The organism is Metabacillus halosaccharovorans (genome assembly GCF_002019635.1).
In the GTDB taxonomy this organism is placed as follows: domain Bacteria; phylum Bacillota; class Bacilli; order Bacillales; family Bacillaceae; genus Metabacillus; species Metabacillus halosaccharovorans.
Window position 1 is genome coordinate 442121 of record NZ_KV917372.1, and the last position, 16428, is coordinate 458548.

At 37.5% G+C, this 16428-nt stretch carries 12 protein-coding genes; 11 read left to right on the top strand and 1 reads right to left on the bottom strand.

Annotation, left to right across the window (positions count from 1 at the left end):
- Nucleotides 1-18: 18 nt before the first annotated feature.
- The 6 genes from cobD to BK577_RS16445 are packed head-to-tail and all read left to right on the top strand — an operon-like array spanning nt 19 to nt 4199.
- Nucleotides 19-1104 carry a threonine-phosphate decarboxylase CobD gene (gene cobD / locus BK577_RS16420; protein ID WP_078433950.1) on the top strand — a complete coding sequence of 362 codons (1086 nt, stop codon included), beginning with the start codon at nt 19-21 and terminating at the stop codon, nt 1102-1104.
- Nucleotides 1101-1637: a bifunctional adenosylcobinamide kinase/adenosylcobinamide-phosphate guanylyltransferase gene (locus tag BK577_RS16425; protein WP_078433951.1), complete on the top strand. Its 537-nt coding sequence runs from the start codon at nt 1101-1103 to the stop codon at nt 1635-1637. Before cobD ends, BK577_RS16425 begins: the two co-directional genes overlap by 4 nt.
- Nucleotides 1634-2392 carry an adenosylcobinamide-GDP ribazoletransferase gene (gene cobS / locus BK577_RS16430; protein WP_078433952.1) on the top strand — a complete coding sequence of 253 codons (759 nt, stop codon included), beginning with the start codon at nt 1634-1636 and terminating at the stop codon, nt 2390-2392. The genes BK577_RS16425 and cobS overlap by 4 nt, the downstream gene beginning before the upstream one ends.
- Entirely contained in the window at nt 2344-2973 is a 630-nt protein-coding gene (locus tag BK577_RS16435) for a histidine phosphatase family protein (protein WP_078433953.1), read from the top strand. The genes cobS and BK577_RS16435 overlap by 49 nt, the downstream gene beginning before the upstream one ends.
- Nucleotides 2928-3356, top strand: a complete 429-nt coding sequence (locus BK577_RS16440; protein WP_078433954.1) for a bifunctional adenosylcobinamide kinase/adenosylcobinamide-phosphate guanylyltransferase — start codon at nt 2928-2930, stop codon at nt 3354-3356. The genes BK577_RS16435 and BK577_RS16440 overlap by 46 nt, the downstream gene beginning before the upstream one ends.
- A 21-nt stretch (nt 3357-3377) precedes the next feature.
- Nucleotides 3378-4199 carry a cobalamin-binding protein gene (locus BK577_RS16445; RefSeq protein ID WP_078433955.1) on the top strand — a complete coding sequence of 274 codons (822 nt, stop codon included), beginning with the start codon at nt 3378-3380 and terminating at the stop codon, nt 4197-4199.
- Between the two features lie 63 nt (nt 4200-4262).
- Here the strand turns inward: BK577_RS16445 and gdhA are convergent, their stop codons facing one another.
- Entirely contained in the window at nt 4263-5645 is a 1383-nt protein-coding gene (gdhA, locus tag BK577_RS16450) for an NADP-specific glutamate dehydrogenase (RefSeq protein WP_139367370.1), read from the bottom strand.
- 171 nt (nt 5646-5816) lie between these two features.
- Here gdhA and gltC point away from each other — a divergent pair, with 171 nt between their 5' ends.
- From gltC to BK577_RS16475, 5 genes are all read left to right on the top strand, one after another.
- Nucleotides 5817-6728 (top strand): glutamate biosynthesis transcriptional regulator GltC, encoded by a 912-nt coding sequence (gene gltC, locus BK577_RS16455; RefSeq protein WP_078433956.1) that lies wholly within the window; start codon nt 5817-5819, stop codon nt 6726-6728.
- Between the two features lie 120 nt (nt 6729-6848).
- On the top strand, nt 6849-7499 hold the full coding sequence (locus BK577_RS16460) for a YdeI/OmpD-associated family protein (RefSeq protein ID WP_078433957.1): 651 nt from the start codon (nt 6849-6851) through the stop codon (nt 7497-7499).
- Nucleotides 7500-7625: 126 nt separating this feature from the next.
- Nucleotides 7626-8933 carry an aminotransferase family protein gene (locus tag BK577_RS16465; RefSeq protein WP_078433958.1) on the top strand — a complete coding sequence of 436 codons (1308 nt, stop codon included), beginning with the start codon at nt 7626-7628 and terminating at the stop codon, nt 8931-8933.
- Between the two features lie 188 nt (nt 8934-9121).
- Entirely contained in the window at nt 9122-11344 is a 2223-nt protein-coding gene (locus tag BK577_RS16470) for a carboxypeptidase regulatory-like domain-containing protein (protein ID WP_078433959.1), read from the top strand.
- Nucleotides 11316-16364: a carboxypeptidase regulatory-like domain-containing protein gene (locus BK577_RS16475; protein ID WP_169908328.1), complete on the top strand. Its 5049-nt coding sequence runs from the start codon at nt 11316-11318 to the stop codon at nt 16362-16364. The genes BK577_RS16470 and BK577_RS16475 overlap by 29 nt, the downstream gene beginning before the upstream one ends.
- Nucleotides 16365-16428: the final 64 nt, after the last annotated feature.

Sequence of the window (16428 nt, forward strand, 5' to 3'; positions counted from 1 at the left end):
TAAGAATGAGGTGAAATCATGAAGTGGCCAAACCACGGTGGACAGCCAGAAACAATTAAACAATTATTTCAAATGAATCACAATAAACCTGTACTAGATTTTAGTGCAAATTTAAATCCACTAGGCCCTCCTAAATGGCTGAACGATGCATTGCAGGAATCCTATAATACGATTACGTCTTATCCAGATCCAACTTATTCTAATACAAATGCAGCTGTAGCCAAATATGAAGGTCTTCAACAGCAGAATGTATTAGTCACGAACGGTGGAGCAGAAGCGATATTTTTAGTCGCGAAGTATTTTGAAAACGGGAAAGCATGTATTGTACATCCAACCTTCTTAGAATATGAGCGTGCATGCAAACATTATCATATTAGTGTAGAAGAATTATACTATGACCAAGCTATCGGATTTTCATTACCATGGTCACAAATAAAAGAGAAACTAGTTGATATCGATGTTTTGTTCTTATGTCGACCAAATAATCCAACTGGAACTGTCATAGCAGAAAAAGAGATTAAACAATTACTTGAGGCTGGAAAAGAAGTGGAAACGTGTATTGTTATAGATGAAGCATTTGTCGATTTTCTTACAGAAGACAATTCAAGCTTAACAAGTTGGTTAGCTCAATATCCTAATTTAGTTCTCCTTCGCTCCTTAACTAAGATGTATACAATTCCCGGTTTAAGAATCGGTTATGTAATGGCACATCAGAAGATCATATCTGTTTTAAAACAAGAACAAATTCCGTGGAGCATTAATTCAATCGTCGATTTTATCGTTCCTAAGCTATTGGCGGATACATCATATGTTGACCATACAAAAGCATGGCTCCTTAAAGAATCGCAATTCATACATAACACATTAACGGAAATGGACTTTTATCTATCTCCATTTCAAGTGAATTTCTATCTTTTAAGAGACATGCTAAGACCTGATGAGACAGAGAAGCTTTTTAGGTTTTTACTAGAGAATGGAATTGTCACTCGCCATACCCATAATTTTAAAGGTCTTAACGGTGAATATCTTCGTCTTGCCATTCGGTCACATGAGGAAAACGAGCAGCTAGTGAAAGTTCTACAAAAATGGAGAGATGACATGTGATTGCATTTATATGTGGTGGCGCAAGATCCGGCAAAAGTCAATTTGCAGAAAATATGGCCTTAAAGTTAACAAAACAGAAAAACGGTAACCTTTATTATCTTGCAACTGCTAGAAAAAGCGATGATGAAATGGTCGAGAGGATTCTTATCCATCAGAAGGATCGGGGAGACACTTGGAGTACATTGGAAGAACCTTATGATTTAGAAAAGGTTCTTATGAGTTGTAGCACAAATGATGTAATCTTAATTGACTGTTTAACTATTTGGTTAAGCAATGTCATGTTTGATCGTCATTATGGAATAGAAAAGTTAGAAGATGAGGTATCAAGTTGGATACACTTAGCGAGAAAAAATCAATTTTCTCTAGTAATCGTCTCAAATGAAGTAAACGAAGGAACACCATTTGCTGATGAATTTGTTCTCATGTATATATATTCCTTACAAAAACTGCATCAATTACTTGTTACACAAGCAGATACAGCAGTTGAGGTTCAAGCTGGTATTCCAACTTATTGGAAGGGGGAAGCAGAATGAAGTCAGTCATCTATGGAATTTGCCTGGCGATACAGTTTTTAACAAGAATTCCGATTCCCGTGCAATGCCCTTGGAACAGTAAGACAAGTAAATGGGCTTTACGAAGCTATCCTTTTGTAGGCTTGATAATTGGCATAATAATGATGATCGTGTATATGGCTTTAGAGTCTTACCTTCCAGCATTTTTCTTAACGTTGTTCATTATCTCAGGCTGGGTGTGGATCACAGGTGGTCTGCATTTAGATGGATGGATGGATGTAGCTGATGCTGTTGGATCAAATGCTCCCCTTGAGAAAAAATGGGTAATTATGAAGGATCCTCATGTCGGAAGCTTTGGTCATATAGCCCTTCTATTTTTACTAGCTTGGAAGGCAGTTTTGGTTTATGAAATGATTCATTTTGACATGTTTATTATGTCCATTCTCTTTATTGTGACTTATTCCCGACTAGGAGTCGTCATGTTAATGATCTTTTTGCCTACAGCAAAAAATGAAGGACTTGCATGGGAATGGAAGAAAAATCTTAGTCGCAATGATTTGATTTTTGCTATCATTCCAGTGGTAATTCTCAGTTTGCTGTTTCCCGCGTTTTTCTTTTATGTCCCTGCCTACATATTGTTTGTTATTTTATATGGAAGATGGGTTATTCGAACCTTTAAAGGAACCAATGGAGATTTATTAGGAGCAGCTATTGAAGGAGGAGAATTATGGGGACTTGTCGTCACGTGGATCTACTTCTCATTCGTCATGGCATAACACAGTGGAATCAAGATAAAAGATATTTAGGTCATACCGACCAAGGATTACTACATAGTGAATTGACCATATTGGATAGATTAAAAAGTGAATTGAAGCTAAGAAAATTTGACCACATTTTTACAAGTGATTTAAAGCGTTGTCTGGAAACTTTCTATTATTTTGACTTCCAGCAAGAGCCAATCTTAGATCATAGATTAAGAGAAATGAACTTTGGTGATTGGGAAGGAAAAACATATACCGAGTTGAAAGATATGCAAACATATCGAAACTGGTTGGATAACTGGGAATTAGCCCCTGTCCCCAATGGAGAATCTGCTCCAATCTTTAAAGCTAGAATTGATTCTTTTTTTCACGAGCTTTTTCATGATATAGATACTCAAAAAGAAACTCAAAAAATACTGATTATCACTCATGGTGGTGTTATCCGTTACACTGTTTCTAAGTATGTAGCATCTTCATCTTTTTGGAATGTTTCCATCACACATGGACAAGGTCTTCAAATAAGTTTTGAAAAGAAAGAGGGGGAATGGAGATGCAGCTCGTTCTCGGAGGTGCTTTCGCAGGAAAAAGAAAAATAGTGAAAGATAAGCAGCAAACATTCAGCTGGGTATCTTCCTATAGCGATGGAGTTGTATGGGACTGGAAATCAGTATGGCTGACTGATACAACACTAGTGCTTGAAGGCTGGGAAAAATGGATTTTACAAGAAATCAAAAATAATGATAGCAATGACCAAATTCGTCATAAGTTTAAAGAGCTATTTCATTGTTTATTAGAAGAAGAGAATAAAAGAAACAGCGATATTGTCCTTATCATGCTGGAAATGGGGAAGGGAATAGTTCCTCTTGAAAAAGAGGAGAGAAGATTGAGAGATATTGCTGGGTGGATTGCACAAGATGCAGCAAAACTCTCTGAACAGGTTGAATATGTATGGAATGGCTTATCAAAAAAAATAAAATAATAGATCAATGGGGGGATATTGGTGAAATTAATTTCCATTTGTCCAAGTAATACAGAGCTTGTAGGGTATTTAGGCTTAACATCTTCTTTACTAGCTGTAGATGACTATTCAGACTGGCCTGAAGAGGTTTGTCATTTGCCGAGACTTGGCTCGGATTTACATATAGATATTGACAAAGTCGAAAGGCTGGAACCTGACTTAGTGCTGGCTTCACTTTCTGTACCGGGCATGGAAAGGAATATTGAAGAATTAAAAAAGCGAAAAATTCCATATGTTATTGTACCTAATCCTAAAACACTCACAGAAGTAGGTGAGAGCTTACGTTTTGTCGGGAATGTCACAGATACTCAAGTAAAAGCAGATGAATTGTACATGAAATATAATCAACTGCTAGAACAGTTTCGTCTGATTTCCAAGAAAGTAGAAAAAAAGAAAACGATTTATTGGGAATGGTGGGCAAAACCTATCTTTACACCTGGTGCTTACAATTGGTTAACTGAAATAAGTGAATTAGCCGGCGGGAGAAATGTTTTTGATGATGTCGAAAAAGCCAGTGTTCAAACAAATTGGGAAGATGTGAAAAGAAGAAATCCCGATGTGATGAGTATTATCTGGGTTGGGGTACAAACAGAACGAGTAAATCCAAAGGTCATCTTAAAACGTTCAGGTGCAGAACAAATGGCAGCCGTTCAAAACGATCAGCTATACATACTGGAGGAGCCATTATTTTGTAGACCTTCACCAAGATTACTTCTCGGCTTAAGTAAGATTGCAAGTATTCTTCATCCTGAACTTTATCCGGTTTTTGTTGAAGGGAAAGATCCTTTACTTACTAAAGAATAAAAAAAGAGTCAGTCCACCAAATGGTATGTAAAAGGGGGACTGACTCTTTTTTAAACTATTACCTTAAATTACACCTTGCTCGATCATTGCATCTGCTACTTTGACAAATCCTGCAATATTTGCACCAACAACAAAATTACCAGGAGCACCATATTCTGCTGCTGCTTGCTTGCTGTTTTGGTAAATATTTTTCATGATTTGTTGTAGTTTTGCATCAACTTCTTCAAATGTCCAAGAAAGTCTTGCACTATTTTGGGCCATTTCCAACGCTGAAACAGAAACACCTCCAGCATTAGCCGCTTTAGCAGGACCGAATAAAACATTGTTTTCTAAGAATGTCTCAACAGCTTCCAAAGTAGATGGCATATTGGCTCCTTCACCAATTGCTTTCACACCATTGGATACTAAAATTTGGGCAGAAGCTTGATCGATTTCATTTTGAGTCGCACAAGGTAAAGCGATATCACAAGGTACTGTCCAAATTCCACTGCAATTTTCCGTGTAGATTGCTTCAGGGTGTTCTGAAACATATTCACTAATTCGTTGTTTTTCTACTTCTTTAAGACGTTTTACTGTATCTAAATTAATTCCATTTGGATCATAAATATAACCATTTGAATCACTGCAAGCTACAACTTTCGCACCAAGCTGTGTCGCTTTTTCGATCGCATAGATCGATACATTACCTGACCCAGATACTACAACTGTACTGCCTTTGAAGCTAAGACCTTGGTCTTTTAACATTTCATCAACAAAATAAACTGTCCCGTAACCAGTTGCTTCTTTACGTGCCAAGCTTCCGCCATAGCCGAGACCTTTTCCTGTTAACACACCAGCTTCATAAGCACCGCGCATTTTTTTATACTGACCAAATAAATATCCGATTTCTTTACTGCCCACACCGATATCACCTGCAGGAACATCCGTATCAGGTCCAATATATTTACTAAGCTCTGTCATAAAGCTTTGACAAAAGCGCATTATTTCACCATCTGATTTTCCTTTAGGATCAAAGTCTGATCCACCTTTTCCACCGCCAATTGGTTGACCGGTTAAGGAATTTTTGAAGATTTGTTCAAAGCCTAAGAACTTAATAATACTTGCATTTACTGATGGGTGAAATCTTAATCCGCCTTTATATGGTCCGATCGCACTACTGTATTGAACACGGAATCCACGGTTTACCTGTACGTTTCCTTCATCATCTACCCAAGGAACACGAAACGAAATAACTCTTTCAGGTTCAACAATTCGTTCAAGAATTGCTTGTTTAATATATTCCGGCTTTTTAACAAGTACAGGAACTAAAGAATCAAATACTTCTTTTACTGCTTGGTGAAACTCAGCTTCATTAGGGTTTCTTTTTTGAACCGTTTCAAATACTTGTTGAACATATTTTTGTACACTTTCTGTATACATCTGTTGAGTGTTTTCCATTGTTTTCATATATGATATTCCCCTTTTCTAACATCTAAATCATGAAAAATAAATTTTCTAAATGTTCCAAAATAGATGAATTGTTATTATGAAATATTTTATAATTAAATAATTGATCGAATCAATATAAAGAAACGATAATATTAATGCGTTTTATGCATTAATTCTAGGAGGATAAAAGTGGACTTCAGACAAATACGGTATTTTATGGAGGTTGCAAATCGTGAGCATGTTACAGAAGCAGCAGATAACTTACATGTGGCACAGTCCTCTGTAAGTAGACAAATAGTCAATCTGGAAAGTGAACTGGGCGTGGATTTATTTATTCGCGAAGGTAGAAGAGTTCGCTTAACACCAATCGGGAAAATATTTTATGAACGAATGAAAAATGCAATGAATGTAATGGATGACGCAAGAAGAGAAGTTGAAGAATATCTAGACCCGGAAAAAGGAACTGTTCGTATCACATTTCCAATCAGCTTAGCTGCCTATACGTTACCAACTGTGATTTATGCCTTTCGATTACGCTATCCCGAAGCAAAATTCCAACTGAAACAAGCACTATATCGGGACCTAATAGATGGTGTGGTAAAAGGTGATTTTAATCTTGCATTAATCGGACCGTTGCCACTCGAAGAAAAGAAACTCAAACGGAAGATATTATTCACAGAAAATATTGTGGCATTATTGCCTATACATCATCGACTAGCTAAGAAACCTACAATAAAACTTCAAGAATTAGTAGACGAACCATTCTGTCTACTACCTGAAGGCTTTGTGTTTCGTGACATTGTAATGGACGCATGCCAAAACATTGGCTTCACACCAAAGGTTTCATTTGAAGGGGATGATATTGATGCATTAAAAGGCCTTGTGTCAGCTGGTTTAGGCATTGCACTCATGCCGGAGGTAACGTTGGTTGACAGCTTGCCACGTTCAACAGTAAAAATACCTTTAGTAGAACCAAGTGTAACAAGAACAGTAGGTGTCATTACTCCTAAAGACAGAGAATTACTTCCAACAGAAAGATTATTTTATGATTTTCTTCAAGAGTTTTTTGCAAGATTGGATGAGTTTAATCAATCATTTTGAGCATAAATGAAAAATGGAATTATTTTTTCAGAAAAACAATAACACCCCACTATTCACATTGATTTATCATCATGTACAATAAATAGTAGTACAATTGTAATATGCTTAAGGAGCCTAAACATGTCAATCGTAGAAAAATTGAATTTATCAAAATATACTAATATGGCTGTTATCAACCAGCCTGAAGATTACTCAGTTTTTATAAATTATCCGGCAGAATTTTCTAAAAACCATGATGCACTTTTTATTTTTATCCAAACAGTTGATGAAATGATAAACCATACTCACCATATTATTGAACACAATCTTTTAGTAGAAAAAGGCTATGTCTTTTTTGCTTATCCGAAAAAAGGAAACAATCGCTATGAGACTTTCGTACATAGGGATGAAATTTTTCCAGCAATGAAGGTTGGAGAAGATGGATATGTTGGGAATAGTGATATTAAATTTGCCCGAATGGTTAGTATGGATGATGTGTTTACAGTGGTCGGGTTAAAGAGAGAAAAAAAGAAAGTGAAGAAAACATCAGCTGCCAGTCAATGTGTAGCAGATTATGAAAATAATGTATCAGATGTGGAACAATTACTAACAGGGAATCCTTCCGAACTGCAATTTTTCCAAAGCTTAACACCTGGGTATCAGAAAGACTGGGCGCGCTATATCTTCTCCGCCAAACAGCAAAAGACACGTGAGAAGAGACAAGCTCAGATGATTGATGTCCTTTCACAAGGCTTTAAAACTATGGATCTATATCGTCAAAACAAGAAATAATTGACGTAGCCAGCTTGGTCATTCCTCCATCAAGCTGGTTTTTTTATTGGTAACCTCCTCATATTCAAACCTTATATCATCATAAAATGAAGAAATATAAGTAAGAAATATGAGAGGATGGTATTCATGCACCGAAATCCTAATTTACAGGATGAATTATCCGAGCTTGATAAAAAACATTTTCTCCACCCGACATCTCCTATCCAACAACAACAAGAGCATGGTCCTGCATTTATCTTCACAAGGGGTGATGGGATTTACCTTTACGATTTATCCGGTAAAAAGATGATTGATGGCATGTCATCTCTTTGGAATGTAAACATTGGCCATGGAAGAGAAGAGCTTGGCAAAGTAGCCAAAGAACAAATGTCGACGCTTGCATTTTCTTCTAATTTTGCAACATTTAGTAATGAACCGGCTATTCGACTAGCAAAAAAACTCGCTGACATTTCACCCGGTGATCTTCAGTCAACTTTTTTTACGTCAGGTGGGTCTGAAGCCAATGATACAGCATATAAGCTAGCCCGACATTATTGGATATTAAAAGGGCAACCTAACCGAAAGAAAATTATTTCAAGAACAAAATCTTACCATGGTGTTGCGATCGGATCGACAAGTGCTACAGGAATAAAGCCCTTTAGAGATTTTACCAATTCTCTTGCACCAGATTTCCTTCATGTAAATCACCACTCCTCAAATTCATTTCGTGAACTCATTGAGAAGGAGGGTCCTGACACAATTGCTGCCTTTATCACAGAACCTGTACAAGGAGCTGGAGGAGTTCATATAGCACCTCATAATTACTTCAAAGAAGTAAAGGAACTGTGTGAAGAGCATGACATCCTCTTTATCACAGATGAAGTGATCACTGGATTTGGCCGCACAGGAACATATTTTGGAATTGAACATGATAACATTGTGCCTGATATGATGTGTTTTGCTAAAGGTGTGACAAGCGGTTATGCCCAATTAGGCGGAGTGATGCTTTCAAAGAAAATACACAAAGTGTTTAGCGACATGTCAACAGGTACATTACTTCATGGATATACCTATAGCGGGCATCCGATGGCATGTGCTGTAGCTTTAAAAAATATTGGCATCATTGAGTCTGAACGATTAATAGAGAATTCCAAACGAATGGGAAAGGAACTTTTAGATGGATTAAAAGCGATTCAACAGGTTTATCCTATTATTGGAAAAGTCAAAGGAATGGGATTAATGGGAGCAATAGAATTTAACAATAAGAATACGGAAATAACATTGGCTCCTCTTATTGTGAACGAAGCAGCGAAACGTGGGCTTATTTGCCGGTCAGTCGTGTTTGATAGGCAGGATACAGTTGTCCTGGCTCCACCTCTTGTTATATCAAAAGAAGAACTTGATCATTTGCTAAACATATTAGATGAATCGATAAAAGCTATAATTAAACAATAAATACTTAACTAAAATTACACATTTAGCAACATAAAAGCCCTCACTTCAAAATTGTAGGGCTTTTTATAATATTTGAAAAATCTCCTTATTTGTATGTCTTTTTTCTATAGCTAGATATCTATCATATACAATTTAGGTATTACCATAATAGGATGTTAAGAATATCTTTTTGATAAGGAGGACTACTTGTGCCCTTTCCAAGTAATTCACAATTTACACCTATTACGGTTGGGGGAACTCCGATTTTTGATTTATTGGGGGATGAAAGTCCGGTTTCAACGGACATTGTTGGCAATTCATCATTTCCAGCTGCCTTTTTCGCCTATGATGGAACAAATGTTTATTTCCGGCTGAGATTAAATGGTGATCCTCGAAATGCTCAATTAACAGGCTTTAGAAATTTCGCCTGGGGTGTATTAATTAATACACAGGGTGTACCTGGAACATATGACTGGCTTTTTAATGTTGACGGCTTGAATAATCGTGTTAGCTTAATACAAAACACTGTCAAGCAGGTTAACTCATGGAATGATCCTGCTGAAGGAACGGGAGGAGGTAATCCTAACTTTTCTCAAGCGATTACTAACTTTGATTATGCGAGAGTTACTCTGGCTGATTCCAGTATTGGCGGTGATCAGGATTATTTTTTAGATTGGTTTTTACCTGCTACTACATTTTTTTCGTTTCTAGGAATAAATGAAGCTTCATTATTACGGGCAATTTTTTTCACCTCAGCGAACATTAATAATTACAATAAGGATTCATTGCGATCAGCTGAAGGTTTTTCATTTTCTAATGCCCTTAGTAATCCAGTTTCACCAGATCAAGTCGATGTACGAGCAGAGATTGCTGTAAACAAGACGCTTACATCAGGACCAACAACAGTTTTAATTGGCCAGCAGGCAACATGGACGGGGAATGTGACTGTCATTAACACAGGTAAGTCACAAGCAACAACGATCTTTTTAGATGATGTGCTAGGTCCGGATTTAATTAATTCATTTACTGTCAATACGGTGTCACAAGGGTTAACGGCTTATAATAGCAGTACAAAAACGGTAACGTGGAATGTTGGAAATTTGGCACCTGGCGGATCTGCAACATTAACGTTTACATTAAATGGTCTTTATAGTACTAGCGGGATAAGACAGTTAAATCGTGTAATAGCTTCAGGTTTTGATAATTTCACAGGTGGCAGAATTGAATCAAATACTTCGGTAGTTACTATTACGGCACAAGCAGCTGCTTCCATTAATGGAACAATCTTTGATCAATCGACTGGATTGTTCTTACCAAATGCAACGGTGAATTTATTGCAAGGAATGACGATTGTTTCCACGACATTGTCAAACAATAATGGTATTTATACGTTTACAAATGTGTCTCCAGGAAATTATTCCGTTCAAGCCTCAAGGGCAAATTATGCGACAAATTCTGTAGCAGTTGTAGCATCTAGTGGTATCTCGACCACTGCAAATATATCGTTGCTTCCTTTACCTAGCACGATATCAGGGAATGTATCAAATGGAGGACCGATTAATAGCGCATCTGTTACCTTAACAAACCAGGAAGGCATTGTCATTACTTCTACAACAACCAATGTTACAGGGAATTACACGTTTCCTAATGTGTCGCCCGGCCTTTATAATGTCTCCGTTTTAGCATCAGGATATCAGTCACAAATTCAGTCTATCACGGTTGATCCTAATCAAAATTATATAGTCAACTTTGTACTAATCGCAAACCCTGGGGCCATCACAGGGGAAATAAGGGATGCCATAACAAATACAGTTATTCCAAATGCAGTTATTGAGTTATTAACACAGGAAAGCATATTTATCGCTTCAACTACGTCAAATGGTGCAGGAGTTTATACGTTTTCAAACCTTTCACCTGGAACTTACCTAGTAAGGGCTTCAGCCACAAACTATGCTACTTCATTAGTATCTTCAACGGTAACTGCTGGAAATACAACGACAACAAACCTGTTTTTACAACAGAGTCCGGGAGCAATCCAGGGAACGGTTAGTGACAGTGGTTCACTCTCTCCAATTCCGAATGTAAATATACAGGTTGTTAATGCTCAAAATATCGTCGTTGCAACAACTGTTACGAACGTAAATGGACAATATACAATTGATCAATTATTACCTGGATCGTACACACTTATTTTTACAGCAGATGGATTTTCTAATGCAATATTAGGTGCGATCGTTACATCCAATGATACAGCTATTGTTAATGCAGTTTTATCAAGACTGGCAGGAGCATTAATGGGAATTATACAAAATCCTCAAGGGAATCCCATAAGTGGAGCATCCGTTTCAGTGTTCCAAAATAATATCCTTATTCAAACAATTTTAACAGATGAATGGAAATTATATGATCACCGGTTTGGCACTAGGTACTAATTATTCCATTGTTATTAGTGCAGAAAGTTATTCTACCTTTACTGCTGCTGCAACAATTATAAATGGCCAAACAACCACTTTAAACGCAACATTGACTGAAAACCCTGGTAATTTAACAGGGATTGTAATTGATAGTGCTAATAATCCAGTGCCGGGAGCAAATATTAGTGTCCAATTAAGTACAGGATCCGGAATCATTATTGCTACAACCGTAACAGACTCAAATGGAAATTATTTTGTGCAGGGGTTAGCTCCTGGAAACTATTCCGTCGTCGTCACAGCACCAAACCTTCAATCCTCAACTTTTGGAACAACCATTACCTCAAATGTTACTTCAACTCTTAATTTTACATTACTACCTGATCCTGGCTCAATTTCTGGTCAAATAACCAACGCACAGACGGGAGCTCCAATAAATAGTGCAAATGTTCAAGTAAGAATTTTAGATGGAAGTGGAGCAATAGTTGCAACAGTTTTGACAAATAGTAATGGACAATATGTTGTCAACCAATTGGCTCCGGGAATCTATACAATTGTTGTTTCCGCAGAAAACTTCCAGTCAAATGCAGCAACCATTCAAGTCTTATCGAATCAAACAGCATCAGGTAACGTAGCACTTCTGCCTAATCCGGGTCAAATTACCGGGTTTGTTTTTAATAGTGTTGGGGGGAGTCCGATAATTGGTGCTAGTGTTAATGTAATAAACAGTGTTGGAGCTTTAGTCACAACTGTTTTAACTGATCAGGGTGGAGGGTTTACAGTAAATGGGTTAGCACCAGATCAGTACACTTTAAATGTCATTGCCCAAGATTTTCAGAACGGGATTGTAGGGGCTTTTGTAAATTCTGGTCAAGTAACTCCTGTCGAAATTACTCTTATTGCTAATCCGGGAACGATTACCGGGACTGTTGCACCAAATATTTCAAACACACTCGTTCAACTTTTAGATGTTAATAATTTGCTTATAGATTCAGTTTTGGTAGACAATAATGGCAGTTTCTCGTTTCAAAATCTCAGTCCAGGTATTTATACTGTTGTAGCTTCTGCACCAACCTATTCTGCAACTCCAGTTGGTGCAAGTGTGTTCGCAAATCAAATTACGAATGTTTCTATTTCAATGATTCCAAATCCAGGTTCTGTTTCTGGAAATATAACGGACAATATAGGTAATCCAATTACAAATGCAGCTGTTCAAGTTCTTGATCTTAATGGCATTCTTATTGCAACAGGTTTTACCAGTACAGAAGGGTATTACACAATAGGTAATATACCGAGTGGTTCTTTTACGATCGTCGTTAATGCATCTGGATATGGTCAAGTAAGTGTTGGGATAAACGTTAGCCCAGGTGAAGTATTAACAGGTATTGATGCTGTATTGGTTGCAAACCCGGGTGCCATTAACGGACAAATCACGAATCAAAACACAGGAATTCCTATTGAAGGAGCAGTCGTTTCCATTTTAGATGGCACATCACAAGTTCCTGTTTCAGTAACCACAACTTCAAATTTTGGCAATTATACTGTTTCAGGTCTTGCCCCGGGAAGCTATATTGTTACTGCTTCAAAACCAAACTTCGGTACAAATCAAATCGGGGCCATTGTCGTTAGCGATAGGACGGTAACAGCTGATATAGCTCTTGTGCCAAACCCCGGTGTGATAAATGGTAATGTCATAGACATAAATGGAGTGCCGGTTACAGGCGCAGAGATTCGAGTGTCTGTTTTAAATGAAACTCAAATAATTGTTGTGACATTGTTAGCTAATTCTGATGGGACGTATAGAGTTCCATTCTTAGCACCTGGGACATATTTTGTGACTGTTAATGCTCCAAATTATAGTTCCTCCACTGTTTCAGCAACAGTTGAATCAAATCAAACCGTAAATGTTACTAATATTTTGACACCAAATCCTGTCACTTTATCTGTTCAAGTCATTAATACTAACACGGCAAACACGATTGCTGGAGCAACAGTAACAGTAAGAAATTCAACAAATATTCCAATTACTTCTGGAGTAACAGATCAAAATGGCAACATCACGTTTTCTTCTTTACCAACAGGTGTTTTAACTATTTCGGCAATTGCACTTAATTTCGGAACTGATACAAAAACTGTCATAGGTAATCCAGGAGATATACTCTTCGCTCAATTGTCGTTACCATCTGAACCTGGAAATATAAAAGGATTTATTACAAATATAGCAAATGGCGACGCTATACCAAATGCTGTCATTCAGCTTTATGATTTTACAAATATTCTAGTTCAAACAACCGTTTCTAACCAATTTGGTGAGTATACGTTTTCGGGTATTACACCAGGGGTATATACAGTCGTTGCGAATGCAGCTGATTTTGGGCCGGAAACTGCGGGTGCCATCATAAATTCAAATGAAACAAATACACTAAGTTTTGCATTATTTCCTAATCCGGGAATTATCCAAGGATTTGTAAGGGATATGGTGAATAATGCTCCTATAGCTGGAGCAAGTATTATTGTCAGGGAATTTTCAGGTACAGGTCCAATCATCTTTTCAACGATTACAGATGCTAACGGCTTCTTCCAATCTACATCATTATCTCCAAAAACGTATGTATTAGTTGCCAGTGCAGAGGATTATGGAACGAATAGTGTCTCTGTTAACGTCATTAGCAATAGCACCACTACGACTGAAATTTTGCTCACAAGAGACCCCGGGGCTCTTCAAGGCATCGTCAGAGATGCTGAAACATTAACCCCTATACCAGATACCCTCGTTAGAATCATTAATGATCAAGGAATTATTGTTAGAAGTGTACAAACGGATAGTAATGGTTTCTATCTACTCACTGGTCTTCCAGAAGGAATCTACACTGCCACAGCTATAAATCCGAATTACCAGTCACAAATCAATCAAACACAGATCGTGGCAAATACCACGGGAATGCTGGATTTTGCTTTACAAGGAAACCCTGCCACGCTTTTCGGAACAGTTATTGATTCTGAAACTCAATCACCATTAACAGGCGTGATTATCGAAGTTCGTGTTAGTGGAACAGATATTCTCCTTAGAAGAACTCTAACAGATCAAGATGGAAATTATCTAATCGAAGGACTCCCGCAAGGATCATTTGATGTCATTGCACAAATGAGAGATTATGCAATTAATAGCAGTACAGTATTTCTATCACCAAACGATGTCGAACTCCTGAATTTCGCGCTAAATCCGTTTCCAGCCACCATTCAAGGTCTAGTAGTCGATGCATTATCAGGAGATCCTATAGTAGGTGCATTAGTTACAGTTGTTGTACCAAATACAGACATTATCATTGAAAGTATTGTAACAGGTGTTGATGGAACTTATACGATAAGAAATTTACCGCAGGGAACCTTCAATATTGTTTTTACGGCATCTAATTATGGAAGTACAGTCATACCTGTTATTTTAACACCAAATGAGGTAGAAACAGTCAATGCTTCCTTACTTCCAAATCCTTCAACACTGGTCGGAACTGTATCGAATGTACAAACAGGAATAGGGATTTCCGGAGCACTAGTTAGAGTATTTGATCTAAATGGAACATTGATAAAAAGCTCACTAACAACTGAAACTGGTCAATATACAGTAACCGGTTTATCACCTGGAAGCTATTCGGTTATTGCAAGTGCTGAAGGTTTTGGCAATATGATAAATGTGGTCACTTTATCTCAAGGAGAAATAGAAACCCTTGACTTTGCGCTAAGTCAAGAATTCGCAAATTTGTTAGGAACAGTACGTGATGCATTAAGTGGCCAAACGATTCAAGGTGCTCTAGTTCAAGTTTTTCGGATAGGAACAGAACTTCCAGTCGCTTCAGTCCTTACTAATGGAAATGGAGAATATCTCATTACAGGGCTGGAACCACGTGAATATCGGGTTGTCTTTACTGCTGATAATTACTCTAGTGAGGTATATAGAATCTTTTTGGAGCCGGGAGAAAGCAGGATATTAAATGTAGACCTTGAGACTAATCCGTCAGTAATAAGAGGACAGGTAACAGATGCTGTAACAGGATTGCCAATTGAAAGGGCAGGAATTATCACCGTTCTTAGTGGCAGTGGTGTTATCATTGCATCAACAGAAACAGATCAAAACGGCCAATATATTCTATCGAATCTCCCTTCAGGAACTTATGATGTTATCTTTTCAGCAGAAGGCTATGTGACCGAAACAAGATCGATTATATTACCTCCGAATGAGATTCTTGTTTTAAACATTGCACTAGTTCCTAATCCAGGTTCCATTCGTGGTTCTGTAAGAGAAGAAGGTGCATTATCGCCAATTAGCGAAGCGCTTGTCCAAGTGTTTTCACCTTCAGGAACACTATTAGGTGTAACTTTAACAGATGTTGAAGGAAATTATTTTATTACAGGTCTTCCGGGAGGAGAAGCAATCGTTGTTGTACGTGCAATTGGTTATCAGGCACAAATTCGTGACGTCTTTATTATAAGAGGTGAGATTGTTACAGCTAACTTCTTATTACAAGCAAATCCTGCAACAATTAGCGGCATTGTTACCGACAGATGTACAGGTGGACCATTAACTGGTGTTCTTGTTCAAATTCTCCCTGAAAATATGAGTGTTCCAATTCGTTCCACATTAACGGATGTAGATGGTTTTTATATTTTAACCGGTCTTCCTGAAGGTACCTTTACCGTTAGATTTACTATAGATGGAGAACATGTAAGGGAAGTAAGTGTTGAACTTGAAGCAGGTGAAGAGATAACGTTAAATATTGAACTTGGAGCGATTACTCTTATTTGTCCATCGAATATTGTGATATCAAATGATCCGGGTGTATCTGGTGCAATTGTAAACTTTCCACCTCCTATTGTAATAGAAGATTGTCCAAATGTAACAGCAACATGTACACCAGCTTCCGGCTCATTTTTCCCTAGTGGTACAACAATTGTAAATTGTATAGCAGAAGATACAGAAGGAGTGCTAAGTTCATGCTCCTTTACAGTAAAAGTTGTTATTGATCCTTGTAGATATTTAGGCTGATGTTAATGTGAATTCTCATTATAAGTGGAGCACAGTGGTTAGAGGCGGTGCTCCACTTATAATA

Excerpts from the sequence above, each read along its gene's own strand:
- gdhA (WP_139367370.1), bottom strand. The coding sequence starts at position 5,645 with ATGAAAACAATGGAAAACACTCAACAGATGTATACAGAAAGTGTACAA.
- cobD (WP_078433950.1), top strand. The coding sequence starts at position 19 with ATGAAGTGGCCAAACCACGGTGGACAGCCAGAAACAATTAAACAATTA.
- BK577_RS16440 (WP_078433954.1), top strand. The coding sequence starts at position 2,928 with ATGCAGCTCGTTCTCGGAGGTGCTTTCGCAGGAAAAAGAAAAATAGTG.
- BK577_RS16465 (WP_078433958.1), top strand. The coding sequence starts at position 7,626 with ATGCACCGAAATCCTAATTTACAGGATGAATTATCCGAGCTTGATAAA.
- BK577_RS16475 (WP_169908328.1), top strand. The coding sequence starts at position 11,316 with ATGATCACCGGTTTGGCACTAGGTACTAATTATTCCATTGTTATTAGT.
- BK577_RS16460 (WP_078433957.1), top strand. The coding sequence starts at position 6,849 with ATGTCAATCGTAGAAAAATTGAATTTATCAAAATATACTAATATGGCT.
- BK577_RS16435 (WP_078433953.1), top strand. The coding sequence starts at position 2,344 with ATGGGGACTTGTCGTCACGTGGATCTACTTCTCATTCGTCATGGCATA.
- cobS (WP_078433952.1), top strand. The coding sequence starts at position 1,634 with ATGAAGTCAGTCATCTATGGAATTTGCCTGGCGATACAGTTTTTAACA.